Here is a 24,036-nt window from a genome sequence, read left to right on the forward strand (position 1 = left end):
GGCTGGCTCGGCCAGCCGCTGACCCTGTTCAGCCTGTTCGGCCTGCTGCTGGTGACGGCGATCAGCGTCGATTACGCCATCCTCATGCGCGAACAGGTCGGCGGCGCGGCGGTCAGTCTGCTGGGCACCTTGCTGGCAGCGCTGACGACATGGTTGTCGTTTGGTCTGCTGGCGGTTTCGAGCACGCCGGCAGTGAGCAACTTCGGCTTGTCGGTCAGCCTCGGCCTGGCCTTCAGCTTCATGCTCGCGCCGTGGGCCGGACGCCAGCCACACGCCGTCAGCGCCACCGAGTCGGCAACATGATGGTCGTTGCGTTCTGGTTACTGGCCTTGGCGTTGTTTGCCGTGGCCACCCGTGTCGGTCGCCACTTCGGTCTGATCCCGATTGTCAGCCAGTTGCTGCTGGCGAGCTTCGGCCTGCCGCTGTTGATGTATTTCTGGATCGAGCCGGGCTGGCAGCTCAGCGGCGCTGCCCTGATCGCGCCAGACTGGTTGAAAAACCTCTACAGCCTGAGTTTTGCCGTGCTGCTCGGGCATATCCTCAGTGACGTGATTGACCTGCGCCTGGATCGCCAGAGCGTGAAAATCGCGCTGCCGAGTTTCGCCGTGCCGTTTGCCTGCGGTGTCGCCGTCGCGGCCTGGCTGTTGCCGGCGCAACCGTGGCTGAACTCGCTGGCGATCGGCCTCGTGTTCGCGATTACCGCGATCCCGGTGCTGTACCTGTATCTGCGCCATATCGACTACCCGCCCGCCGCAACCCGACGGCTGGTGCAGACAGCGATCCTGATCGACCTCACCTGCTGGACCGTGTTCGGCCTCGCTCAGGGCAGTTTGCACCTGAGTAGTCTGTTGCTGCCGCTGGGGCTCGCGTGCGTGCCGCTGTTGCTGCGTGTGGTCGGGGTGCGCCGGCCGCTGACCTACAGCCTCGGTTTTTTCGCCCTGCTGGTGATGGCCGAGCATTACAAGCTCAATGCGTTGATCTTCGGCGTCGGCTATCTGCTGTGCATGGCCGCGCTGAAAGTGCCGCTGGTGCTGCCGTTGCCGGCGCGCTGGATGAGCCGTTTGCAGACGTGGATCGCGATCCCGCTGATCCTCACTTTCGGCATCGTCCAGATCGATGTGCACGGCGCCCTCGCCAGCCTCGGCGCACTGCAATGGGCGGCGCTGCTGCTGTTGCCGATCGCCAGTAAACTGCTCGGCAACTGGCTCGGCCTCGGTTGGGCCGGCGCCTCGTTCGAGGGCGCCAGCCGCTGGCGCGAAAGCGTGCTGCTGAACATCCGTGGCCTGAGCGAAATCGTCTTTCTGAATTTATTGCTGCAACAACAACTCATCACCCCGGCGCTGTATTTCGCGCTGATGCTGATGGGTCTGATCGCAACGCTGTTGCCGGCCGTGATCGGCCTGCATCGCGCCCCGCTTAACCTTGAACATCATTTGCCCCGGAGCTCGCGTGCCAATCGTTGAAATGGAATCCCGTCAGGTCGTGATCATCGGCGCAGGCCCCTCCGGCGCTATCGCTGCTGCATTGCTCAAGCGCAAGGGCCACGATGTACTGGTGATTGAACGCCAGCACTTTCCGCGCTTTTCCATTGGTGAAAGCCTGCTCAGCCATTGCCTGGATTTCGTCGAGGAGGCCGGCATGCTCGAGGCCGTCAATGCCGCCGGTTTCCAGCGCAAGACCGGTGCTGCGTTCGCCTGGGGCGAGCGCTACAGTGCGTTCGATTTCAGCGACACCTTCAGCGAAGGCAAGCCGAGTACTTTCCAGGTGCAGCGCGCCGATTTCGACAAGCTGCTGGCGGATCAAGCCGCCCTGCAAGGCGCCGAGATTCGTTATGGCGATGCCATCGTCAGCGTCGATTTCGACCGGACAAAACCGCGCCTCGACGTGCGCCGCGAAGACGGTAGCGAATACCGCGTTGAAGCGGATTTCGTGTTGGATGCCAGCGGTTACGGTCGCGTGCTGTCGCGCCTGCTCGATCTGGAAGCACCGTCGAACTTCCCGGTGCGCCAAGCGGTGTTCACCCACGTCGAAGATCACATCGACCACCCGGCGTTCGACCGCGAAAAAATCCTCGTCACCACCCATCCGGAGCATCGTGATGTCTGGTTCTGGACGATCCCGTTCAGCAACGGTCGTTGCTCGGTAGGCGTGGTCGCTGCCGCCGAGCATTTTGCCGGTCGCGATGCCGACCTCGACGCCTGCCTGCGCAGCTTCATTGCCGAAACCCCAAGCCTCGCCGGCGTGCTGAACAACGCCGTGTGGGACACCCCGGCGCGCACCCTCGGCGGCTACGCAGCCAACGTCAAAACCTTGCATGGCCCGGGTTTCGCACTGCTGGGCAACGCCGCGGAATTCCTCGACCCGGTGTTCTCCTCCGGTGTGACCATCGCCATGCGTTCGGCGAGCATGGCGGCGGCGGTACTGCATCGGCAGTTGCAAGGCGAAACGGTCGATTGGCAGAGCGAGTTCGCCGAGCCGCTGAAGCGCGGCGTCGACACGTTCCGCTGCTACGTCGAAGGCTGGTACGCGGGCACCTTTCAGGACGTGATTTTCTACGAGGACAGCCAGGCCGAGATTCGCCGGATGATCTGCTCGATCCTCGCCGGTTACGCCTGGGATGAGCGCAACCCGTTTGTCAGCGAAGCGCGCCGTCGCTTGAAGATGATTTCCGAACTCTGTGCAAAGGACGCCACATGAATTACTTGAGCGACAGCTACGTCGAGGAAACCCGTTTCGGCTTCTGGTTCCTGCGCAGCCATACCTGGCAGCACCATGTGTTACGCGTGGCGATCAATGACTTGCGCGGGCTGTTCAGCGAAGCGCTGCCGGAGCATCCGGTGCTGCTCGACGCCGGTTGCGGCCAGGGCAAGTCGTTCGCTCATCTGCGCCAGACCTTTGCCCCGCAACGCCTGATCGGCGTTGACGCCGATCCACACAGCCTTGTACTGAGCGGCGAAGAAGCGGCGCGTCAGGGCCTGGACGTCGAACTGATCGGCAGCGATTGCGCGACACTCAATGTCGCGGACGCCAGCGTTGACCTGCTGTTCTGTCACCAGACCTTTCATCATCTGGTCGAGCAGGAACAAGCGCTGGCCGAGTTTTATCGCGTACTCAAACCCGGCGGTTATCTGCTGTTCGCCGAGTCCACCGAGGCTTACATTGATACCTGGGTAATTCGCTGGTTGTTCCGCCATCCGATGCACGTGCAGAAGAGTGCCGCGCAGTACCTTGAGATGATTCGCGGGCAGGGTTTCGAGTTTGCCGAGCAGAACGTCTCGTACCCGTATCTGTGGTGGAGCCGGTCGAAGGATTTTGGCTTGCTGGAGCGGTCTGGATTGCGCAAGCCGAAGCCGTTTGGGCAGCGCGAAGAGACGTTGGTCAACGTCGTGGCGCGCAAGCCGCTTGAGGGCGCTATCTGATGCAACACCGTCAACCTGCACACCTGGAACCTTGTGGGAGCTGGCTTGCCAGCGATTGGGGTGTATCAGTCAACCCCAATGCTCGATGTGCCGCCGCCATCGCTGGCAAGCCAGCTCCCACAGGGTCCAGGGTGTGGCGACTTTTTGTGTTTTGCATAGTGCTTTTATTGAGTGCCTGCGCCAGTCACGCGCCATTGCCAGCAGGCAACCCGACATTGCCCCTACCCCTGCAACTGCACATCGAGCGCGAGCAAGCCGGGCAACGCCAGGACTGGCTATTGGTGATCCAGCGCGAAGGCCCCGGCATTCGCTGGTCGATGATGGACCCGCTGGGCATTCCCCTGGCGCGTCAGCAATTGATCGACAGGCAGTGGCAGGCCGATGGTCTGCTGCCGCCAAACCCGGAGGCCCGGGAATTGTTTGCCGCGCTGCTGTTCGCGCTGACGCCGTCGGGCGAGCTGTTGCGCAACTATCCTGCGGCCGTGCAACAGGGTCAGCAACGCTCCCTGCCAGCACGTTGGAACGTGCGTTATGCACAACCGTCGAGCTTCGAATTGAACCTGCCCCAAGGCCCGCACTATCGCGTTTCTCCGCTGAGTGAATCGACGCCATGACTGCTTACCTGAATGCCCTCGGCGTGATCTGCTCGCTGGGTCGCGACAAGTCGCAAGTCGCACGCCATCTGTTTGCCGGCGACTGCTCGGGCATGCGTCGCGAGCCTGGCTGGGTGCCGGAGCGTGAATTGCCTGTGGCGGCGGTGCGGGGTGAGCTGGCGCCGATTCCTCCGCAACTCGCAGAGCAAAGCAGTCGCAACAATCAGCTGTTGCTCGAAGCCGCGTTGCAGATTCGCGATGACATCGACCAGGCGATCCACATGTATGGCCGCGAACGTATCGGCGTGGTGCTTGGCACCAGCACCTCGGGGATCGACGAAGCCAGCCGTGGCCTGGCGCATTTCATTCGCGAACAGCAATTCCCGGCCGAGTACGACTATCGACAACAGGAACTCGGCGCCCCGGCCAACTTCCTCGCCGACTGGCTGCAACTGAGCGGGCCGACCTACGTGATTTCCACCGCGTGCACCTCCAGCGCTCGCGCACTGATGAGCGCCCAGCGCCTGCTCGATCTGGGCCTGTGCGACGCGGTGCTGTGCGGCGGCGTCGACAGCTTGTGCAAACTGACGCTCAACGGTTTCTCGTCGCTGGAGGCGGTATCGGACGAGCGCTGCAATCCGTTCTCGGCCAATCGCAACGGCATCAACATCGGCGAGGCGGCCGTGCTGTTTCTGATGAGCAAACAGCAAGGCGACGGCCCGGCCATCGCCCTGCTCGGCGCGGGCGCCAGCTCCGATGCGCATCACATTTCCGCTCCGGAGCCGAGCGGTCGCGGCGCCCTGCAAGCGATGCAAAAAGCCCTGGGCCGCGCCCGACTGCAGGCCGATCAGATCGACTATCTGAACCTGCACGGCACGGCCACCCAACACAACGACGCCATGGAAAGCCTGGCGGTGGCCGCGCTGTTCCCCGACGGCGTCGCCTGCTCCTCGACCAAACCGCTGACCGGTCATACCCTCGGTGCGGCCGGCGCGCTGGAAGCGGCGTTCTGCTGGCTGAGCCTGAGCGCCGACAACATCGATCACGCCTTGCCGCCGCACGTCTGGGACGGCCAGGCAGACCCCGCTCTGCCACCGCTGAAATGGGTGACCGCGAGCCAACGCCTGTCGTCCATTGCACCCCGCTACCTGATGAGCAACTCGTTTGCCTTCGGCGGCAACAACGTCAGCCTGATTATCGGAGACGCCCCATGACCGATTGGCCGCTCGCCGAACTGCTGCCCCACGCCGGCGACATAATCCTGATCGATACGATCCTCAGTTTCGACGATGAGCAGATTTTCACCCGGCTCACCGTCAAGCCTGACGGCCTGTTCAACCTGCCCGACGGCAGTCTGCCGGCCTGGGTCGGCGTCGAGCTGATGGCGCAAAGCGTCGCCGCCTTCGCCGGTTGCCACGCCCGCCAGAAAGGCAATGCGGTGGAGTTGGGTTTCCTGCTCGGCACACGCAAGTTCGAGTGCAACGTCGCCGCGTTTCCCGTGGGCAGCGAGCTGACCATTCATGGCATCCGCTCACTGGAAGACGACAACGGCATGGGCGTTTTCGAATGCCATATCAACGCCCCCGGCATCGCAGCGACTGCCCGGTTGAATGTGTTCCGTCCGCCTGAAGCGGCTGATTATCTTGTGCAAAAAAAGGAGTCGAACGATGACTGAATCCGTACTGGTCACCGGCTCCAGCCGTGGCATCGGCCGCGCCATTGCCCTGCGCCTGGCGCAAGCCGGCCACGACATTGTCCTGCATTGCCGCAGCGGCGTGACTGAGGCGCAAGCGGTGCAGGCTGAAATCCAAGCGCTGGGGCGCCAGGCGCGCATCCTGCAATTCGACGTTGCCGACCGTGCAACCTGCAAAAGCATTCTGGAAGCCGACGTCGAAACCCATGGCGCCTATTACGGCGTGGTGTTGAACGCCGGGCTGACCCGCGACGGCGCATTCCCCGCGCTGAGCGATGACGACTGGGACGTGGTGCTGCGCACCAACCTCGACGGTTTCTACAACGTCCTGCACCCGGTGATGATGCCGATGATCCGTCGTCGCGCCGCCGGTCGCATTGTCTGCATCACTTCCGTCTCGGGGTTGATCGGCAACCGTGGCCAGGTCAACTACAGCGCCTCGAAGGCCGGCGTGATCGGCGCGGCAAAGGCGTTGGCGATCGAGCTGGGCAAGCGCAAAATCACCGTTAACTGCGTCGCGCCCGGTCTGATCGACACCGCAATGCTCGACGAAAACGTGCCGGTGGAAGAACTGATGAAAATGATCCCCGCGCAACGCATGGGCACACCTGAAGAGGTGGCCAGTGCGGTGAATTTCCTGATGTCGGCGGAAGCCTCGTACATCACCCGCCAGGTCCTGGCGGTCAACGGAGGCTTGTGCTGATGAAGCGCGTCGTCGTCACCGGCATGGCCGGCATCACTTCGCTGGGCAGTGACTGGCAGACCATCGCCGGCAATTTCGCCGCCAACCGCAGCGGCATCCGCCGGATGGACGAGTGGGATCGCTTCAGCGAACTCAATACGCGCCTGGCCGGGCCGATCGATGATTTTGTCGTGCCCGCGCACTGGACGCGCAAACAACTGCGCAGCATGGGCCGGGTGTCACGGCTGGCGGTCGGCGCGGCGGAAAAAGCCCTCGCCGATGCCGGTTTGCTCGGCGATGAATCGATCAAGGACGGGCGCATGGGCGTGGCCTGCGGCTCGTCCACCGGCAGCACCGACGAGATCAAGGCCTTCGGCAACATGCTGCTCAACTCGGTGGCCGAGGGGCTTAACGCCAACTCGTACGTACGGATGATGCCGCACACCACCGCTGCGAATATCAGCATCTTCTTCGGCCTCACCGGGCGCCTGATTCCGACGTCCAGCGCCTGCACCAGCGGCAGCCAGGGCATCGGTTATGCCTACGAGGCGATCAAGTTCGGGCGCCTGCCGTTGATGCTCGCCGGCGGTGCCGAAGAGCTCTGCCCGACCGAAGCCATGGTCTTCGACGCGCTGTACGCCACCAGCCTGAAAAACGATGCGCCGCAGACCAGCCCGCGCCCGTACGACAAGGGCCGCGATGGTCTGGTGATCGGTGAAGGTGGCGGCATGCTGGTCCTCGAAGAGCTCGAACACGCCCTCGCCCGCGGTGCGCACATCCACGCCGAGATCGTCGGTTTCGGCAGCAACGCCGACGGCCAGCACACCACCCGCCCGGAGCAAGTGACCATGCGCCGCGCGATGGAGCTGGCGCTGGAAGACGCCGGGCTGACGGCGGACGCGATCGGCTACGTCAACGGTCACGGCACCGCTACAGAACAGGGCGACATTGCCGAAACACTGGCGACCAGCAGCCTGTTCGGCGAGCGCATGCCGATCAGCTCGCAGAAAAGCTTCCTCGGCCACACCCTTGGTGCCTGCGGAGCGCTGGAATCGTGGTTCAGCATCGAAATGCTCAACAGCGACCAGTACGTGCACACGTTCAACCTCGACGAGGTCGACCCGCACTGCGGCAAACTCGATTACCTGCGCGGCGAATTTCGCCAGATGCACCACGACTACGTGATGAACAACAATTTTGCTTTTGGTGGCGTCAACACCTCGTTGATTTTCCGCCGCTGGCCGCAACCGAATTAATCCGGGTCAAGGAGACCTCCATGCACTTCAAGAAACTCGCTGTCGCCACCCTGCTGCTCTGCGCCCTGCCGACCGTCAGCCAGGCCCGTGACACGGCGGTTTACCTGCCGTTCGACAAAGCCGTCGCCGAAGCCACGCGTTCCGGAAAAATCGATGGCAGCGTCAAGTTCTACCTGGCCGGCAACACCCCGGCCGGGAAAGTCAGCGTCATCAGCCCCGGCGCCGTGACCAACAAGAAGACCAACGCCTTCAACAAGTCCGACGCCGAAGCCTGCCAATGGGTTGCACAGTCGGCCATCATCAGCCTGCACCAGGCCGCAAAAAGCGCCGGCGCCAATGCCGTGACCAACATCGTCAGCTTCTACAAGAGCAACGAGCGCAAGGACGCGCAGACCTACGAATGCCACGCCGGCGCGATCATGGCCGGTGTTGCGTTGAAGGGTGATCTGGCCAAGGTTCAGTAACCGCCAGAAACGACAAAGGGCGCCCATTCGGCGCCCTTTTCATTTGCGCTGATCAAGCAGCATCTACACTCGCTGAAGCCGGCCATCAACGGCCTGGCAGAACTGCGAGCCTGATCGCTCGACCACTCGCGCTTCTCTTTCACCGTCAAGGAGATGACCATGCAAGTGAAAGCTCTGATCGCCGCCACGCTTTTCGCTCTGTTACCGGGCGCCAGCCATGCCACCAACCTCATGTACATGCCGTTCGAAACCGTCGTGTCGGACGCGCTGCGGGCCGGGCGGCTGGATGGCAGTGTGAAGTTTTATCTGGCCGGCAATGGGCCGCAGGGGACTCAGCAGTTGCTGCGCCGGGAGGTGATCAGTGATCTGGGTACCAATGGTTTCAACAAGAGTGATCATGATTCCTGCGAGTGGGTGTTGCAGTCGAACCTGATCAAGTTGCAGGCGGACGCCAAACGGGTCGGGGCGAATGCAGTGGTCAATCTCGTCAGTTATTACGACCAGCATGTGCGCAAGGATCTCAATACGTACGAATGCCGGGCGGGGATTTTTGTCACGCGGGTGGCGTTGAAGGGGGATTTGGTGCGGTTGCCATAACGGCGAGATCAAAAGATCGCAGCCTGCGGCAGCTCCTACAGGGCTGCGATCTTTTAGGCGGACTCGACCTTGCGCGTGAGCAGGTCAACAAACGCCTTGGCCATCGGCGACTTCTGATCCTTGCGCTGCACCAGCCACACCGCCGTCATCGCTTCTGGATCGAGCAATGGCCGATAGACCACGCCATCGATGCGCATCCGCTGATACGACGCCGGCATCACCGACACGCCCAACCCCGCTGCCACCAGGCCGATAATGGTCATCGCCTCGCCGGCCTCTTGCGCGAAATGCGGACTGAACCCGGCGTCGCGGGCCAGGCTGAGCAATTGCGCATACAAACCGCTGCCGTAACTGCGCGGAAAGAACACAAACGGCTCATGCGCCAGCGCCGCCAGAAACAATCCCTCTTCCGAGCCCTGCGCCAGCGGATGCTTGGAACCGAGCACCGCGACCAGCGGCTCACGCATCAACTCGACCACGCTCAACGAATCCGGCAATCCCAGCGGGCGCATGATCCCCACCTCGATCGACTGATCAACCAAGGCATCGGCGACCATCGTGCTGCTCATCTCGCGCAGGTTCAGGTGCACCGCTGGAAAGCGTTGGCGAAAGGCAAAAATTGCCTGCGGAATGGTCGAGTTGAACGGTGCCGAGGAGGTAAAGCCGATCTTCAACTCACCCAGTTCACCGAGTTGCGCACGCCGGGCCACATCCGCCGCTTTATCAACCTGCGCCAGCACCAATCGCGCCTCTTCGAGAAACAATCGGCCAGCCTCGCTCAACTCGACCCGACGATTGGTCCGCTCGAACAATCGCGCGCCGACTTCTTGCTCCAGCGCCTGAATCTGCTGGCTCAGCGGCGGCTGGGAGATGCCCAGCACCTGAGCGGCGCGGCCGAAGTGCAGTTCTTCGGCGACGGCGATGAAGTAGCGCAGATGACGCAATTCCATGGAAACCCCATTAGGTCGTAAAAGCTCTCAAACAGGTCGAACAATATATTGGATAGAAACATTAGCCAGCTATATGATTTTTTCATTGCCTGCCCGGCCGTGCCCTCCGAGGTCTGAAGTGAAAACTGCTGTTGCGCCCCTAGCCCATGAAGTACCGCCTGCTGCGGTGGACGATGTCGTCGCCGAACTGCAAGAGATCTACATCGAAAAAGGCACGCCGATGTTCATGCGCTCGGTGCTGGCGCTGTTCAGCGGCGGCTTCGCGACGTTCGCGCTGTTGTATTGCGTGCAGCCGATGATGCCGTTGCTGTCCCACGAATATGGGATCAACGCCGCGCAGAGCAGCCTGATCCTCTCGGTGGCCACCGGCATGCTCGCCATCGGCCTGCTGATCACCGGGCCGATTTCCGATCGGGTCGGGCGCAAACCGGTGATGGTTGCCGCTTTGTTCGCGGCGGCGCTGTGCACCATGGCCAGCGCGATGATGCCGAGCTGGCACGGCGTGCTGATCATGCGCGCGCTGATCGGGCTGTCGTTGAGCGGGCTGGCAGCGGTGGCAATGACTTATCTGAGTGAGGAGATTCACCCGCAACACATCGGCCTGGCTATGGGTTTGTACATCGGCGGCAACGCGATTGGCGGGATGAGCGGGCGCTTGATCACCGGCGTGCTGATCGACTTTGTCAGCTGGCACACGGCGATGCTGGTGATTGGCGGTCTGGCGATGATTGCCGCGGCAGTGTTCTGGAAGATCCTGCCGGAATCACGCAACTTCCGCTCGCGTTCGCTGCATCCGCGCAGCTTGCTCGACGGCTTCACCATGCACTTTCGCGATGCCGGTCTGCCGCTGCTGTTTCTAGAAGCGTTCGTGCTGATGGGCGCGTTTGTCACGCTGTTCAACTACATCGGCTATCGCTTGCTGGCCACGCCGTACAACCTCGATCAGGTGTTTGTGGGCTTGCTGTCGGTTGTGTATCTGTCCGGGATCTACAGCTCGGCGAAAATTGGTTCGCTGGCGGACAAGCTGGGGCGCCGCAAAGTGTTGTGGGCGACCATAGCGCTGATGTTCGCCGGCCTTGCCCTGACGATGTTTACGCCGCTGTTGCTGGTGATTGTCGGCATGTTGATTTTCACCTTTGGCTTCTTCGGCGCGCATTCGGTGGCGAGCAGCTGGATCGGTCGGCGCGCGACCAAGGCCAAAGGGCAGGCGTCGTCGTTATACCTGTTCAGCTATTACGCCGGGTCGAGTATTGCCGGCACGGCGGGCGGGGTGTTCTGGCATCTGGGCGGGTGGAACGGGATTGGTTTGTTTATCGGTTCGTTGTTGCTGATCGCGCTGCTGGTGGCGTTGAAGCTGGCGAAGTTGCCGCCTCTCCCAGGGGGCGCAAAGGTTTAGCGACAACTGCGCCCTAGCGGTAATCACGGGCCAAGGTACACTGACGGCATTCGTCTGCTTTGGTAAAGGGAAGCCAGAATGCGCCTGGACCGTCTCCACATACAAAATTTTCGTTGCTACGAAGATGCTACGTTCGACTTCCAGCCTGGGTTCAATCTGGTGGTGGGGGTTAATGGGAGCGGGAAGACTTCGTTGTTGCAGGCGGTGGCTGCAAGCTTTGTAGACGTGCCGGCTTGCATGGGTTTCTACAACAATTCTCTCAGCGAAAGCGATGCTCGGTTTGTCATCGATAACTATGCTGGACGAGTTCGATTCGAGCGCAAGTACCCAGTAACGCTGAAGGCAAATGGTGATATTTTTGGCCCTCGAACATGGTTATTAACCAGACTCCTCGCAGACGAAATCACTTACGGCGACTCTTCACTTGTGGAAGCGGTAAGGGAATACGTGGATGGTTTAAATCAAGGCAAGAACGCTGATTTACCGCTTCTTGCCTTTTATCGAGGTAACAGAAGATGGTCGGTAACTAACGTCTCTGCCGAGTACTCAGCTACTCAGAAAACTTCCAGGCTCGACGGATATAAAAACTGGCACGATTGTGCGGCTGACATTCAAGATTTTGAAAGCTGGATCATCGGTAAAACCTTAGAGCAGTTGCAATCAATCCATCGGTCCTCGGGGATTATGTCGATTTTCGATGATGAGTTGACATGGATTAATGCAGCGATCAAATGCGCTCTACCTGACTCAACCGGACTTTATTACGATCTGCCCCTGCGTAGCATTTTGGTAAACTTCGGAAGTGGTTTAGTCATACCATTCAACGAGTTGAGCGACGGTCAGCGGGGCCTGATTGCCCTCATTGCCGACATCGCCCGCCGCATGTGCATTCTCAACCCCCACATGGGTAAGGACGTTCTGAAAAATACTTCTGGCGTGGTGATCATCGACGAACTGGATATCCACCTGCATCCCGCCTGGCAACGCAGCATTGTGCCCGCACTGAGACAGGCATTCCCCAAAGTCCAGTTCATTGCCGCGAGCCATTCCCCGCAAATCATTGGTAGCCTGAAACCTCAAGAGGTCATTGTTCTGAACAATGGCGATCCCTCCCATCCGCGGGTGACCTATGGTCTGGACTCGAGCAGTGTGCTCGAAGAAGTCATGGGTGTTAACCAGCGTGAACCCGAGATTGAGAGTCTGCTTTCGGAGCTCTTTTCAACCTTGGAAGACAACGATCTGAAAAAGGCAAAATCGCAACTCGCCGCGTTAAAGAAAAAAGCACCTGACCTTCCAGAATTCGCAGGGGCTGAAGCCTTGATCAGGCGCAAGGAGATCCTCGGCAAATGAAGCGAGTGCTCAAAGGAACTGAACCTGCTTCATTTACGGATTGGAAAAGCTCGGCGAACGATGACTGGGCTCCGACATATCCAACCCTGCAGAACCCGCAAAAGAGATATCTGCACGCAGCCCTTTTACAGGAGCAAGGTTTTCTTTGTTGCTACTGCGGTAGAGAGATAGAAGCGGCCACCAGCCACATCGAACACTTCAGGCCTCAGGAAGACTTCGAAGATTTAGCACTGAACTATCAGAATCTCTTCGCTTCCTGTCTGCGCGAAACCAAGCCCGGCAATCCGCTGCATTGTGGACATCGCAAAGGAAACTGGTTCGAAGAGACGTTACATATTTCTCCTCTGAATGAGCAATGCGAATTGCGCTTCAGATACCTTCAGAATGGCGAAATACAACCAGCAGATTCTGCTGACCTGCCCGCAGCCAAGATGATTGAAGTACTGGCACTCGACATTGCCTATCTCACCAATCGGCGTCGAGACACGATCCGTAGGCTGTTCGATGATGAGTTCATTACTAGTGCCAGCAATGAAGACCTTGCCCGTCTCGTCAGTGTGATTCGAGCTGCCAGAGTTTCAGATCAAAAGCCCTTCGACCACATCATTGCGCGCTTCGCCGAACAACTTCTCGATCACTAAAGTTATCGCAAACAAAAACGCCCGGCATTTAGCCGGGCGTTTTTTACTGTGTGGCGATCACTCGTGATACTGCGCCGACAGCTCATGTACTGCGCGCAAAAACGCACCGGCATGTTCCGGATCAACCTCAGGCGTGATGCCATGGCCAAGGTTGAACACGTGACCGCTGCCCTTGCCGTAGCTGGCCAGAATACGCCCGACTTCGGTGCGGATCGCTTCCGGTTTGGCGTAGAGCACGGTCGGGTCCATGTTGCCTTGCAGGGCAACCTTGTCGCCAACGCGGGCGCGGGCGTTGCCGATGTCGCAGGTCCAGTCCAGGCCCAATGCGTCGGCACCAGCCTCGGCGATGCTTTCCAGCCACAGGCCGCCGTTTTTGGTGAAGAGGATTACCGGCACTTTGCGACCGTCGTGTTCGCGGATCAGGCCGCTGACGATTTTCTTCATGTAGGCCAGCGAAAACTCCTGATACGCCGCCGCCGACAGGTTGCCGCCCCAGGTGTCGAAGATCTGCACCGCTTGCGCGCCGGCCATGATCTGGCCGTTGAGGTACGAGGTCACCGACTGCGCCAGTTTATCCAGCAGCAGGTGCATGGCTTGCGGGTTGTCGTAGAGCATCGCTTTGGTCTTGCGGAAGTCTTTCGACGAGCCGCCTTCGACCATGTAGGTCGCCAGGGTCCACGGGCTGCCGGAGAAACCGATCAACGGTACACGCCCGTTGAGCTCGCGACGGATGGTGCTGACCGCATCCATCACGTAGCCGAGGTCTTTGTGCGGATCAGGGATTGGCAACGCTTCGATGTCAGCGAGGGTGCTGACGACTTTCTTGAAGCGCGGACCTTCACCGGTCTCGAAGTACAGGCCCTGGCCCATGGCATCGGGGATGGTGAGGATGTCGGAAAACAGGATCGCCGCGTCCAGTTGTGGATAGCGGTCGAGCGGTTGCATCGTGACTTCGCAGGCGAATTCCGGATTCATGCACAGGCTCATGAAATCACCGGCCTGGGCGCGGCTGGCGCGGTATTCCGGCAGGTAGCGGCCGGCCTGGCGCATCATCCACACCGGGGTGACGTCAACGGGTTGCTTGAGCAGGGCGCGGAGGAAACGGTCGTTCTTCAGGGCAGTCATGTCGGCATCCGGAAAAAAAGTGCGGGCATTTTCTCAGAGCGCGACGCAAAAGGCACGGATGCAGGTCAGCCTTTTGTCTATCGGGTCAATTTATCGTTATAAATACAGATCTTCGCAACACCACAAACAACTGTGGGAGCTGGCTTGCCAGCGATAGCATCACCTCGGTTTGCCTGACAAACCGAGGTGTCTGCATCGCTGGCAAGCCAGCTCCCACAGGTATTGCATTGCAGTCAGCTAGACGGGTTTAGACGCCCAGGTAATCAAGGATCCCTTCGGCAGCATTGCGGCCTTCGAAGATCGCCGTCACCACCAGGTCGGAACCGCGCACCATGTCGCCACCGGCGAAGATTTTCGGGTTGCTGGTCTGGTGCTTGTACTGACCCTGCTCAGGCGCAACGACGCGGCCCTGGCTGTCGGTCTGGATCTCGAACTGTTCGAACCACGGCGCCGGGCTCGGGCGGAAACCGAAGGCGATAACCACAGCGTCGGCCGGGATGATCTCTTCGGAACCCGGGATCGGCTCAGGGCTGCGCCGGCCACGGGCGTCCGGCTCGCCAAGACGGGTCTCGACCACTTTGACGCCTTCGACCTTGTCTTCACCGACGATGGCGATCGGCTGGCGGTTGTAGAGGAATTTCACGCCTTCTTCCTTGGCGTTCTTCACCTCTTTGCGCGAGCCGGGCATGTTCGCTTCGTCACGACGATAAGCGCAGGTCACCGATTTGGCGCCCTGACGGATCGACGTGCGGTTGCAGTCCATCGCGGTGTCGCCGCCGCCGAGTACCACAACCTTCTTGCCTTTCATGTCGACGAAATCTTCCGGCGACTTTTCGAAGCCCAGGTTGCGATTGACGTTGGCAATCAGGAAGTCCAGCGCGTCATAAACGCCCGGCAGATCCTCACCGGCAAAACCGCCCTTCATGTAGGTGTAGGTGCCCATGCCCATGAACACCGCATCGTATTCGCCGAGCAGTTGTTCCATGGTCACGTCTTTGCCGACTTCGGTGTTCAAACGGAACTCGATGCCCATGCCAGTAAAGACTTCGCGACGATTGCTCAGCACGGTCTTTTCCAGCTTGAACTCGGGGATGCCGAAGGTCAGCAAACCACCAATTTCCGGATTCTTGTCGAACACCACCGGGGTCACGCCGCCGCGTACCAACACGTCGGCACAACCCAGACCCGCCGGGCCTGCGCCGATGATCGCGACACGTTTGCCGGTCGGTTTGACCTTGGACATGTCCGGGCGCCAGCCCATGGCGAACGCGGTGTCGGTGATGTACTTCTCGACCGAACCGATGGTCACCGCGCCGAAGCCGTCGTTAAGGGTGCAGGCACCCTCGCACAGACGATCCTGGGGGCAAACCCTGCCGCAGACTTCCGGCAAGGTGTTGGTCTGGTGCGACAGCTCGGCGGCCTGAAGGATGTTGCCCTCGGCCACCAGCTTCAACCAGTTGGGAATGAAGTTGTGCACCGGGCACTTCCATTCGCAATACGGGTTGCCGCAACCCAGGCAGCGGTGGGCCTGATCGGCCGACTGCTGGGGTTTGAACGGTTCGTAGATTTCGACGAACTCTTTCTTGCGTTGACGCAACAGTTTCTTCTTCGGATCTTTGCGCCCGACATCGATGAACTGGAAGTCGTTATTCAGACGTTCAGCCATTGTTAAAACCTCATCAAACTCTTCAGGCGCATATCACTGCGGGTTGGCACGAGTGCTGGAAAGCAACGATTTCAGGTTGGCAGCCTTGGGCTTGACCAGCCAGAAACGGCGCAGATAGTCATCGAGGTTTTCGGCGAGTTCACGACCCCACTCGCTGTCGGTTTCCGCGACGTACTCGTTCAGCACGTTTTGCAGGTGGCTGCGATAGGCTTCCATCGCCTCGCCGCTGATCCGCTGGATTTCCACCAGTTCGTGGTTGACCCGGTCAACGAAGGTGTTGTCCTGATCGAGCACGTAGGCGAAACCACCGGTCATGCCAGAGCCGAAGTTGTAACCGGTCTTGCCCAGAACGCAGACAAAACCACCGGTCATGTACTCACAGCAGTGATCGCCAGTGCCTTCCACAACCGTGTGGGCACCGGAGTTACGCACGGCAAAACGCTCGCCTGCGGTGCCGGCGGCGAACAGCTTGCCGCCGGTGGCGCCGTACAGGCAGGTATTGCCGATGATGGCGCTTTCCTGAGTCTTATAAACGCTGCCCTTCGGCGGCACGATGGTCAGCTTGCCACCGGTCATGCCTTTGCCGACGTAGTCGTTGGCGTCGCCTTCCAGGTACAGGTTCAGACCGCCGGCGTTCCACACGCCGAAGCTCTGACCGGCAGTGCCTTTGAAGCGGAAGGTGATCGGCGCTTTCGCCATGCCCTGGTTGCCGTGCTTGCGCGCGATTTCGCCGGAGATCCGCGCGCCGATCGAACGGTCGCAGTTGCAGATGTCCAGATCGAACTCGGCGCCGCTCATGTCGTTGATCGCCGACGAGGCCATCTCGAGCATTTTCTCGGCCAGCAGGCCTTTGTCGAACGGCGGGTTGCGCTCAACGCCGCAGAACTGCGGCTTGTCCGCCGGGATGTGATCGCTGCCCAACAGCGGCGTCAGGTCCAGGTGATGCTGCTTGGCGGTCTGGCCTTCGAGGATTTCCAGCAGATCGGTACGACCGATTAGCTCTTCGAGGGAGCGCACGCCGAGCTTGGCCAGCCACTCACGGGTTTCTTCGGCGACGTAGGTGAAGAAGTTCACCACCATGTCGACGGTACCGATGTAGTGATCCTTGCGCAGCTTCTCGTTCTGAGTGGCGACGCCGGTGGCGCAGTTGTTCAAGTGGCAGATGCGCAGGTATTTGCAGCCCAGCGCGATCATCGGCGCAGTACCGAAGCCGAAGCTTTCAGCGCCGAGAATGGCTGCCTTGATCACGTCGAGGCCGGTTTTCAGGCCGCCGTCGGTCTGCACCCGAACTTTGCCGCGCAGGTCGTTGCCACGCAGGGTCTGGTGGGTTTCGGCGAGGCCGAGTTCCCACGGTGCGCCAGCGTATTTGATCGAGGTCAGCGGCGAAGCACCGGTGCCTCCGTCGTAGCCGGAGATAGTGATCAAGTCCGCATAAGCCTTGGCCACACCGGCGGCGATGGTGCCGACGCCTGCTTCAGCCACCAGCTTCACCGAAACCAGTGCTTTCGGGTTGACCTGTTTCAGGTCGAAAATCAGCTGCGACAAGTCTTCGATCGAATAAATGTCGTGGTGCGGCGGTGGCGAAATCAGGGTTACGCCCGGCACTGCGTAACGCAGCTTGGCGATCAGACCGTTCACTTTACCGCCCGGCAGTTGCCCGCCCTCGCCCGGCTTGGCGCCTTGCGCGACCTTGATCTGCAGCACTTCGGCGTTGACCAGATACTCCGGGGTTACACCGAAACGGCCAGTCGCAACCTGCTTGATTTTCGAGCTCTTGATGGTGCCGTAACGTGCTGGATCCTCACCACCTTCGCCGGAGTTGGAACGCGCACCGAGGCGGTTCATGGCTTCGGCCAGGGCTTCGTGAGCTTCCGGCGACAAGGCGCCCAGCGAGATACCGGCGGAGTCGAAGCGCTTGAGCACCGATTCCAGCGGCTCGATTTCACTGATGTCCAGCGGCGTGTCGAGGGTCTTGACCTTGAACAGGTCGCGGATCATCGACACCGGACGGTTGTCCACCAGCGAGGTGTATTCCTTGAACTTGGCGTAGTCGCCCTGCTGCACGGCGGCTTGCAGGGTGTTGACCACGTCCGGGTTGTACGCGTGATATTCGCCACCGTGGACGAACTTCAGCAGACCGCCCTGCTGGATCGGCTTGCGCGGACTCCAGGCTTCGCTGGCGAGTGCTTTCTGCTCGGCTTCGATGTCGACGAAACGCGCACCCTTGATGCGACTCGGCACGCCACGAAAGCTCAGGTCGCAGACTTCTTCGGACAGGCCGATGGCTTCGAACAGCTGCGCACCACGGTACGAAGCGATGGTCGAAATGCCCATCTTCGAGAGGATCTTCAGCAGACCTTTGGTGATGCCTTTGCGGTAGTTCTTGAACACCTCATAGAGGTCGCCCAGCACTTCACCGGTACGGATCAGGTCGCCCAGCACTTCGTAGGCCAGGAACGGATAAACCGCCGAGGCGCCGAAACCGATCAGCACCGCAAAGTGATGCGGGTCACGGGCGGTCGCGGTTTCAACAAGGATGTTGGAATCGCAACGCAGGCCTTTTTCGGTCAGGCGGTGGTGCACGGCACCGGTCGCCAGCGAGGCGTGGATCGGCAGCTTGCCCGGGGCGATATGGCGGTCGCTCAGGACGATCTGGGTGCGACCGGCGCGCACGGCTTCTTCAGCCTGATCGGCCACATTGCGGATCGCCGCTTCGAGGCCAACGCTTTCGTCGTAGTTGAGGTCGATGATCTGCCGCTCGAAACCCGGGCGGTCAAGGTTCATCAGCGAGCGCCACTTGGCCGGCGAAATCACTGGCGAGCTGAGGATCACACGCGAGGCGTGTTCCGGCGACTCCTGGAAAATGTTGCGCTCGGCACCGAGGCAGATTTCCAGCGACATCACGATCGCTTCACGCAGCGGGTCGATCGGCGGGTTGGTGACCTGCGCGAACTGCTGGCGGAAATAGTCGTACGGCGTGCGCACGCGCTGCGACAGCACGGCCATCGGCGTGTCGTCGCCCATCGAGCCAACGGCTTCGTAGCCTTGTTCGCCGAGCGGACGCAGTACCTGATCGCGCTCCTCGAACGTGACCTGATACATCTTCATGTATTGCTTGAGCTGATCGACGTCGTAAAAAGCCGAACCGTGATCGTTGTCTTCCATGGTCGCCTGAATGCGCAGGGCATTCTTGCGCAGCCATTGCTTGTACGGATGACGGGACTTCAGACGGTTGTCGATCGCGTCGGTGTCGAGGATCTGCCCGGTTTCGGTGTCCACGGCGAGGATCTGACCCGGGCCGACACGGCCCTTGGCGATCACGTCTTCAGGCTGGTAATTCCAGACGCCGATTTCCGAAGCGACAGTGATGAAACCATTGGTGGTAGTGACCCAGCGTGCCGGGCGCAGACCGTTACGGTCGAGCAGGCATACCGCGTAGCGACCGTCGGTCATGACCACGCCGGCCGGGCCGTCCCACGGCTCCATGTGCATCGAGTTGTACTCGTAGAACGCACGCAGATCCGGGTCCATGGTTTCGACGTTCTGCCACGCTGGCGGAATGATCATCCGCACGCCACGGAACAGGTCGATGCCACCGGTGACCATCAGCTCGAGCATGTTGTCCATGCTGGAAGAGTCGGAACCGACACGGTTGACCAGCGGGCCGAGCTCTTCCAGATCCATCAGATCGTTGGTGAACTTGGTCCGACGGGCCTGTGCCCAGTTGCGGTTACCGGTGATGGTGTTGATCTCGCCGTTGTGGGCGAGGAAGCGGAATGGCTGCGCCAGCGGCCATTTCGGCAGAGTGTTGGTGGAGAAGCGCTGGTGGAACACGCAGATCGCGGTTTGCAGGCGCTCGTCACTCAGGTCTGGATAGAACGCGGCCAGATCGGCCGGCATCATCAGGCCTTTATAGATGATGGTCTTGTGCGAAAAGCTGCAGATGTAGTGGTCGGAGTCGACGGCGTTGGCCACCGACGAACGACGACGCGCACTGAACAGCTTCACGGCCATGTCCTGATCGCTCAGGCCTTCGCCGCCGATGTACACCTGCTCGATCTGCGGCAGGCGCTCAAGAGCGAGGCGGCCGAGGACGCTGGTGTCGATCGGCACTTTGCGCCAGCCGATCAACTGCAGGCCTTCAGCGAGGATCTCGCGGTTCATGTTCTCGCGAGCGGCTTCGGCCTTGACCGGGTCCTGGTTGAAGAAAACCATGCCCACCGCATATTGCTTGGGCAGCTCGACGCTGAAGGTTTCCTGGGCAATCGCGCGCAGGAACGCATCAGGCTTCTGAATCAGCAGACCGCAACCGTCACCGGTCTTGCCGTCGGCATTAATCCCACCGCGGTGGGTCATGCAGGTCAGGGCCTCGATGGCCGTTGTCAAAAGGGTATGACTGGGTTCGCCCTGCATATGGGCTATCAGGCCGAAACCGCAGTTATCCTTGAATTCATCTGGTTGGTACAGACCTGCTTTCATAGACACTTTCTCACCAGGCTGCCTCTTTTCGAGGCAAATTTCTTTTCAATTCAACCACTTGCATTCCGCGCCGAACGTACGCCGGCTTAGCGGGGGCAAAAGGGTGGTCATTGTACACAGCGACACAGAGGCTCACAAATTTGACGACGAAATGTCGCAAATTCATGTCGCATTTGTGAAAGGTTTAAAGCGATCTGCTGTGCTAGTCAAAACTTTTTTAATTCTGACTGCAACGACTCAAAGACTACTATGACGCAGACACCACAAGGCACGCGGCCTGTGAAGGCGGCGCGCACTCGTAGAAATTTTGAGGTGCTTGGAGAGGCGGCCTGGGTAAGGCCGCCGAATCTTCAGCGAGTTGTTGCCAGTTCCTGTTGGACGCTGGCGACAGTGCGAGGCCAAGGTTTACCAGCCTGAACCTTCGCTGGCAAGGCCTTGATGGCAGAAACGGCTGCATCACGATTGGCGAAGTTGCCGTAGGTGATCACGTAGAGCGGCTTGCCGTTGAGGACTTTCTTGAAATAACGGTACTCGCCGCCCTGCTCCTTGACGAAGTTTTGCGCGGCCGCTTCGGAACTGGTGCCGAGGATCTGCACCACGTAGTTACCGGTTGGCTGACCGGCGTACCAGCTGCCACCGGCGGCTTTGGCGACGGTAACTGGCTTCTCGGCAGGCTTGGCTGCGGCGACTGGCTTGGCTGGCGCAGGAGCCGGTTTTGCCGCTGGCGCGGCTGGAGCAGGCTTGGCAGTGGCAACCTGAGTTGGCGCTGGAGTTGGTTTGGCCGCCGGAACTGGAACCGGTGTCGGTGCAGGACCGGCAGGGACGCCCACTGGAGGCGCCGACGTGGTCACGGTAGGCGGTGTCGCGCTGGAGCCTTCCAGAGGCACACCGTCGTCGCCTTCAGTGATACCGCCAGCCGCTTCAGCCAGCGGGCCGCGCATGACCGGTTGCGAGTTACCGACCAGCGGCAACGGCATCGGTTGCGTATTGCCGGCGAACTCGACGTTCGGCGCGGCGCCATTGGCACCTTGGCCCAATGGCAACTGTGCCTGTTCATTGGCCGGCGCGCCGGTGGTTGGCGCCTTGTTGCGACCCGGCATCAACCAGGCGGCGGCGACCGCGACCACAACGACGGCGGAAATCGCCAATACGTGTTTCTTCGGCATGTTGAACCCCATACTTGGACGCTTGACCGCAGAGCGGCTGGCAATCATGACTTCGATCAGAGCATCGCGAGCGACCTGGTTGATGTTGCCCGGCCAACCCTCGGCACTTTCGTGAATATCAGAGATCTGATCCGCGGTGAAAAGTTCGACACCCCGGCCTGCACCTTCGAGCCGTTGGTCGAGATATTCGCGGGTTTCTTCTTCGGTGTACGGCTGCAATTCGATGACGTGGAAGCGCTCCTCTTCGAGGTGCAAAGCCTCGAGCTGAGCGATCAGCGACGACTCACCGAACAGGAATACGTGCGGTCGACCTTCCGGTGCACCGGCACCCAGCGCCATCAACGCTTCGAGAGCGGATTCGTCGAGCTGCTCGGCGTCATCCACCAGCAGATAGACTTCCTGGCCGGTCAGCGCGAGCTGCACTACCTGATCCAGAATCGCACCGACCTCGGCCTGGGCCACGTTCAACGCCTGAGCCACTTGGCGCAGGACGCCAGCAGCATCGCCGGCACCACGGGCGGAAACCACCACGCTCTGCACCGATTGCTTGTTGGTGCTGGCGACCAGCGCCTGACGCAACAGAGTCTTGCCACTGCCTTGCGGGCCGGTAACCACCAGCAGCAACTGGCTGTAACGCGCCAGATGATGCAGTTGACCCAGCACCGGTTTGCGCTGGGCCGGGAAGAATTTGAAGCCCGGCACGCGTGGCGCGAAGGGGTCGTGACTTAACTGGAAATGGCCGAGGAACGCCTCGTCGGCATGCAAACTAGTCATCGGAATCTTATTAACCTTTAAGCTGAGCCAGGGCGCGGTAATCCGCTCCCAGCGTGGCCTGTAGAACCTCTTTCGGATAATCGGCGGTCACTACCGCTTCGCCCATCCGGCGCAGCAGCACCAGGCGCAGACGACCGTCGATCACTTTTTTGTCGATTGCCATGTGTTCGAGAAAATCGGCTTCGCTCATCTCTTCCGGCGGCACCACCGGCAGACCGGCGCGCTGGAACAGACGGATGCCGCGATCGCGCTCCTCATCACTGATCCAGCCCAGGCGCGCGGACATTTCCAGCGCCATCACGGTACCGGCCGCGACCGCCTCGCCATGCAGCCAGACACCATAGCCCATGTGGGTCTCGATGGCGTGGCCGAAGGTGTGGCCAAGATTCAGCGTGGCGCGTACCCCGGTTTCCTTCTCATCGGCGCCAACCACCGCAGCCTTGGCCGCGCAGGAACGCTCGATGGCATAAGTCAGGGCTTTCTGATCCAGCGCACGCAGGGCGTCGACGTTGTCTTCGAGCCAGGTCAGGAACGGCTCATCGCAGATCAGGCCGTATTTGATGACTTCTGCCAGACCGGCGGAGAGTTCGCGCTCAGGCAGGGTTTTCAGGGACGCGGTATCGATCAGCACGACGTTCGGCTGATAGAACGCGCCGACCATGTTCTTGCCCAGCGGATGATTGATGCCGGTCTTGCCACCCACCGACGAATCGACCTGGGACAGCAATGTCGTTGGAATCTGGATGAAATCGACGCCGCGCTGGTAACAGGCGGCGGCGAAACCGGCCATGTCGCCGATCACACCGCCGCCGAGGGCGATCACGGTGGTGCGGCGGTCATGACGGGCGGTCAGCAGACCGTCGAAGATCAGTTGCAGGGTTTCCCAGTTCTTGAAGGCTTCGCCGTCCGGCAACACCACCGAGATCACCGAGAACTGCGCAAGACTGCGGGTCAGACGCTCAAGATAGAGCGGCGCAACGGTCTCGTTGGAGATGATTGCCACCTGCCGCCCGTGGATATGCGGCGCCAGCAGTTCAGGCTGATCCAACAAACCTTCGCCAATATGAATCGGGTAGCTGCGCTCGCCTAGATCGACCTTGAGTGTCTGCATGTGTCCCCACAGTGAAGATGGAAGCAGGCGTCCTGCCCTGAATTATTGGTTATCTGCGGCCTATAGCGGGTATGACGCCGCTCGCACGCCATCCGCCACAACCTCGACGGGCTGTGACAGGACGCCGAGGATAGCGCATTTCGAGCGATGCTTTAACGGGGCGGCAGTTGCGCCAGACGATCGAGAATGTCGAGCACCACCATGCGTGGCGGCCGTTCGTCGGTTTCCACCACCAGATCGGCGATTTCCCGATAAAGCGGATCACGGATCGCCAGCAAATCACGCAGGGTTTTTTCAGGATTGGCGGTGCGCAGCAACGGCCGGTTGCGGTCGCGCGAGGTGCGGCCGACCTGCTGTTCGACGGAGGCGTGCAGATACACCACGCGCCCACCCTCATACAGGGCCTTGCGATTGGCATCGCGCATGACGGCACCACCGCCGGTCGCCAACACCACGCCATCGAACGCGCACAGCTCGGCAATCATCGCCTGCTCACGGTCACGAAAGCCGGGCTCGCCTTCCTTGTCGAAGATCCACGGGATATTGGCGCCCGTGCGCAGTTCAATTTCCTTGTCGGAATCTTTGAACGGCAGGCGCAGCTCTTTGGCCAGCAACCGGCCGATGGTGCTTTTGCCAGCGCCCATCGGTCCTACAAGAATCAAATTTCGCACAGA

General features: G+C 60.5%; 20 protein-coding genes and 1 pseudogene. 14 read left to right on the plus strand and 7 right to left on the minus strand.

The window, feature by feature from the left end; genetic code table 11:
* The 11 genes and pseudogenes from PMI37_RS01225 to PMI37_RS01275 form a co-directional block, all read left to right on the plus strand.
* Positions 1 to 303 (plus strand): annotated as a pseudogene (locus PMI37_RS01225) (hypothetical protein); the annotation flags it as partial.
* A complete protein-coding gene (locus PMI37_RS01230; protein ID WP_008077217.1) occupies positions 300 to 1,463 on the plus strand; it encodes a hypothetical protein in 1,164 nt (387 codons plus the stop codon). The pseudogene PMI37_RS01225 and the gene PMI37_RS01230, both read left to right, overlap by 4 nt.
* Positions 1,450 to 2,697 carry an NAD(P)/FAD-dependent oxidoreductase gene (locus PMI37_RS01235; protein ID WP_008077219.1) on the plus strand — a complete coding sequence of 416 codons (1,248 nt, stop codon included), beginning with the start codon at positions 1,450 to 1,452 and terminating at the stop codon, positions 2,695 to 2,697. The genes PMI37_RS01230 and PMI37_RS01235 overlap by 14 nt, the downstream gene beginning before the upstream one ends.
* On the plus strand, positions 2,694 to 3,419 hold the full coding sequence (locus tag PMI37_RS01240) for a class I SAM-dependent methyltransferase (RefSeq protein WP_008077224.1): 726 nt from the start codon (positions 2,694 to 2,696) through the stop codon (positions 3,417 to 3,419). Before PMI37_RS01235 ends, PMI37_RS01240 begins: the two co-directional genes overlap by 4 nt.
* A complete protein-coding gene (locus tag PMI37_RS01245) occupies positions 3,419 to 4,033 on the plus strand; it encodes a hypothetical protein (RefSeq protein WP_008077226.1) in 615 nt (204 codons plus the stop codon). The genes PMI37_RS01240 and PMI37_RS01245 overlap by 1 nt, the downstream gene beginning before the upstream one ends.
* Complete coding sequence (locus PMI37_RS01250) at positions 4,030 to 5,226, plus strand: beta-ketoacyl-[acyl-carrier-protein] synthase family protein (RefSeq protein WP_008077228.1); 1,197 nt, start codon at positions 4,030 to 4,032, stop codon at positions 5,224 to 5,226. The genes PMI37_RS01245 and PMI37_RS01250 overlap by 4 nt, the downstream gene beginning before the upstream one ends.
* Positions 5,223 to 5,687, plus strand: coding sequence for a hotdog family protein (locus PMI37_RS01255; protein WP_008077229.1), 465 nt, complete (start codon positions 5,223 to 5,225; stop codon positions 5,685 to 5,687). The genes PMI37_RS01250 and PMI37_RS01255 overlap by 4 nt, the downstream gene beginning before the upstream one ends.
* Entirely contained in the window at positions 5,680 to 6,408 is a 729-nt protein-coding gene (gene fabG, locus PMI37_RS01260) for a 3-oxoacyl-ACP reductase FabG (protein ID WP_008077232.1), read from the plus strand. The genes PMI37_RS01255 and fabG overlap by 8 nt, the downstream gene beginning before the upstream one ends.
* Positions 6,408 to 7,643: a beta-ketoacyl-ACP synthase gene (locus PMI37_RS01265; protein WP_008077234.1), complete on the plus strand. Its 1,236-nt coding sequence runs from the start codon at positions 6,408 to 6,410 to the stop codon at positions 7,641 to 7,643. Before fabG ends, PMI37_RS01265 begins: the two co-directional genes overlap by 1 nt.
* Positions 7,644 to 7,663: 20 nt before the next feature.
* Complete coding sequence (locus PMI37_RS01270; protein WP_008077235.1) at positions 7,664 to 8,107, plus strand: hypothetical protein; 444 nt, start codon at positions 7,664 to 7,666, stop codon at positions 8,105 to 8,107.
* Between the two features lie 159 nt (positions 8,108 to 8,266).
* Positions 8,267 to 8,704, plus strand: coding sequence for a hypothetical protein (locus PMI37_RS01275; protein ID WP_008077237.1), 438 nt, complete (start codon positions 8,267 to 8,269; stop codon positions 8,702 to 8,704).
* Between the two features lie 53 nt (positions 8,705 to 8,757).
* On the opposite strand, the gene PMI37_RS01280 is transcribed toward PMI37_RS01275, so the two are convergent.
* Positions 8,758 to 9,654 (minus strand): LysR family transcriptional regulator, encoded by an 897-nt coding sequence (locus PMI37_RS01280; protein ID WP_008077238.1) that lies wholly within the window; start codon positions 9,652 to 9,654, stop codon positions 8,758 to 8,760.
* A 118-nt stretch (positions 9,655 to 9,772) separates the two neighbouring features.
* Between PMI37_RS01280 and PMI37_RS01285 the strand changes: the two genes are divergently transcribed.
* The 3 genes from PMI37_RS01285 to PMI37_RS01295 all read left to right on the plus strand — a co-directional run bounded on the left by PMI37_RS01285 (position 9,773) and on the right by PMI37_RS01295 (position 13,041).
* Entirely contained in the window at positions 9,773 to 11,050 is a 1,278-nt protein-coding gene (locus PMI37_RS01285; protein WP_008077239.1) for an MFS transporter, read from the plus strand.
* Between the two features lie 78 nt (positions 11,051 to 11,128).
* On the plus strand, positions 11,129 to 12,400 hold the full coding sequence (locus PMI37_RS01290; RefSeq protein ID WP_008077240.1) for an AAA family ATPase: 1,272 nt from the start codon (positions 11,129 to 11,131) through the stop codon (positions 12,398 to 12,400).
* On the plus strand, positions 12,397 to 13,041 hold the full coding sequence (locus tag PMI37_RS01295) for a retron system putative HNH endonuclease (protein ID WP_008077241.1): 645 nt from the start codon (positions 12,397 to 12,399) through the stop codon (positions 13,039 to 13,041). The genes PMI37_RS01290 and PMI37_RS01295 overlap by 4 nt, the downstream gene beginning before the upstream one ends.
* A 57-nt stretch (positions 13,042 to 13,098) precedes the next feature.
* Here PMI37_RS01295 and hemE read toward each other — a convergent pair whose 3' ends face one another.
* The 6 genes from hemE to aroK form a co-directional block, all read right to left on the minus strand.
* Positions 13,099 to 14,166: a uroporphyrinogen decarboxylase gene (hemE, locus tag PMI37_RS01300; RefSeq protein WP_008077242.1), complete on the minus strand. Its 1,068-nt coding sequence runs from the start codon at positions 14,164 to 14,166 to the stop codon at positions 13,099 to 13,101.
* 247 nt (positions 14,167 to 14,413) lie between these two features.
* A complete protein-coding gene (locus tag PMI37_RS01305; RefSeq protein ID WP_008077243.1) occupies positions 14,414 to 15,832 on the minus strand; it encodes an FAD-dependent oxidoreductase in 1,419 nt (472 codons plus the stop codon).
* 33 nt (positions 15,833 to 15,865) lie between these two features.
* Positions 15,866 to 20,311: a glutamate synthase large subunit gene (gene gltB, locus PMI37_RS01310; RefSeq protein ID WP_008077244.1), complete on the minus strand. Its 4,446-nt coding sequence runs from the start codon at positions 20,309 to 20,311 to the stop codon at positions 15,866 to 15,868.
* Between the two features lie 350 nt (positions 20,312 to 20,661).
* Positions 20,662 to 22,251 carry an AAA family ATPase gene (locus PMI37_RS01315; protein ID WP_008077245.1) on the minus strand — a complete coding sequence of 530 codons (1,590 nt, stop codon included), beginning with the start codon at positions 22,249 to 22,251 and terminating at the stop codon, positions 20,662 to 20,664.
* A 10-nt stretch (positions 22,252 to 22,261) separates the two neighbouring features.
* Positions 22,262 to 23,362, minus strand: coding sequence for a 3-dehydroquinate synthase (aroB, locus tag PMI37_RS01320; protein ID WP_008077246.1), 1,101 nt, complete (start codon positions 23,360 to 23,362; stop codon positions 22,262 to 22,264).
* Positions 23,363 to 23,514: 152 nt separating this feature from the next.
* Positions 23,515 to 24,033, minus strand: a complete 519-nt coding sequence (gene aroK / locus PMI37_RS01325) for a shikimate kinase AroK (protein WP_045122915.1) — start codon at positions 24,031 to 24,033, stop codon at positions 23,515 to 23,517.
* Between the last annotated feature and the right edge of the window lie 3 nt (positions 24,034 to 24,036).

Source organism: Pseudomonas sp. GM80, from assembly GCF_000282515.1.
Lineage (GTDB): Bacteria > Pseudomonadota > Gammaproteobacteria > Pseudomonadales > Pseudomonadaceae > Aquipseudomonas.

Coding starts and splice junctions, on each gene's coding strand:
- PMI37_RS01230 (WP_008077217.1), top strand. CDS start 300: ATGATGGTCGTTGCGTTCTGGTTACTGGCCTTGGCGTTGTTTGCCGTG.
- PMI37_RS01240 (WP_008077224.1), top strand. CDS start 2,694: ATGAATTACTTGAGCGACAGCTACGTCGAGGAAACCCGTTTCGGCTTC.
- PMI37_RS01245 (WP_008077226.1), top strand. CDS start 3,419: ATGCAACACCGTCAACCTGCACACCTGGAACCTTGTGGGAGCTGGCTT.
- PMI37_RS01250 (WP_008077228.1), top strand. CDS start 4,030: ATGACTGCTTACCTGAATGCCCTCGGCGTGATCTGCTCGCTGGGTCGC.
- PMI37_RS01255 (WP_008077229.1), top strand. CDS start 5,223: ATGACCGATTGGCCGCTCGCCGAACTGCTGCCCCACGCCGGCGACATA.
- fabG (WP_008077232.1), top strand. CDS start 5,680: ATGACTGAATCCGTACTGGTCACCGGCTCCAGCCGTGGCATCGGCCGC.
- PMI37_RS01265 (WP_008077234.1), top strand. CDS start 6,408: ATGAAGCGCGTCGTCGTCACCGGCATGGCCGGCATCACTTCGCTGGGC.
- PMI37_RS01270 (WP_008077235.1), top strand. CDS start 7,664: ATGCACTTCAAGAAACTCGCTGTCGCCACCCTGCTGCTCTGCGCCCTG.
- PMI37_RS01275 (WP_008077237.1), top strand. CDS start 8,267: ATGCAAGTGAAAGCTCTGATCGCCGCCACGCTTTTCGCTCTGTTACCG.
- PMI37_RS01280 (WP_008077238.1), bottom strand. CDS start 9,654: ATGGAATTGCGTCATCTGCGCTACTTCATCGCCGTCGCCGAAGAACTG.
- PMI37_RS01290 (WP_008077240.1), top strand. CDS start 11,129: ATGCGCCTGGACCGTCTCCACATACAAAATTTTCGTTGCTACGAAGAT.
- PMI37_RS01295 (WP_008077241.1), top strand. CDS start 12,397: ATGAAGCGAGTGCTCAAAGGAACTGAACCTGCTTCATTTACGGATTGG.
- hemE (WP_008077242.1), bottom strand. CDS start 14,166: ATGACTGCCCTGAAGAACGACCGTTTCCTCCGCGCCCTGCTCAAGCAA.
- PMI37_RS01305 (WP_008077243.1), bottom strand. CDS start 15,832: ATGGCTGAACGTCTGAATAACGACTTCCAGTTCATCGATGTCGGGCGC.
- gltB (WP_008077244.1), bottom strand. CDS start 20,311: ATGAAAGCAGGTCTGTACCAACCAGATGAATTCAAGGATAACTGCGGT.
- PMI37_RS01315 (WP_008077245.1), bottom strand. CDS start 22,251: ATGACTAGTTTGCATGCCGACGAGGCGTTCCTCGGCCATTTCCAGTTA.
- aroB (WP_008077246.1), bottom strand. CDS start 23,362: ATGCAGACACTCAAGGTCGATCTAGGCGAGCGCAGCTACCCGATTCAT.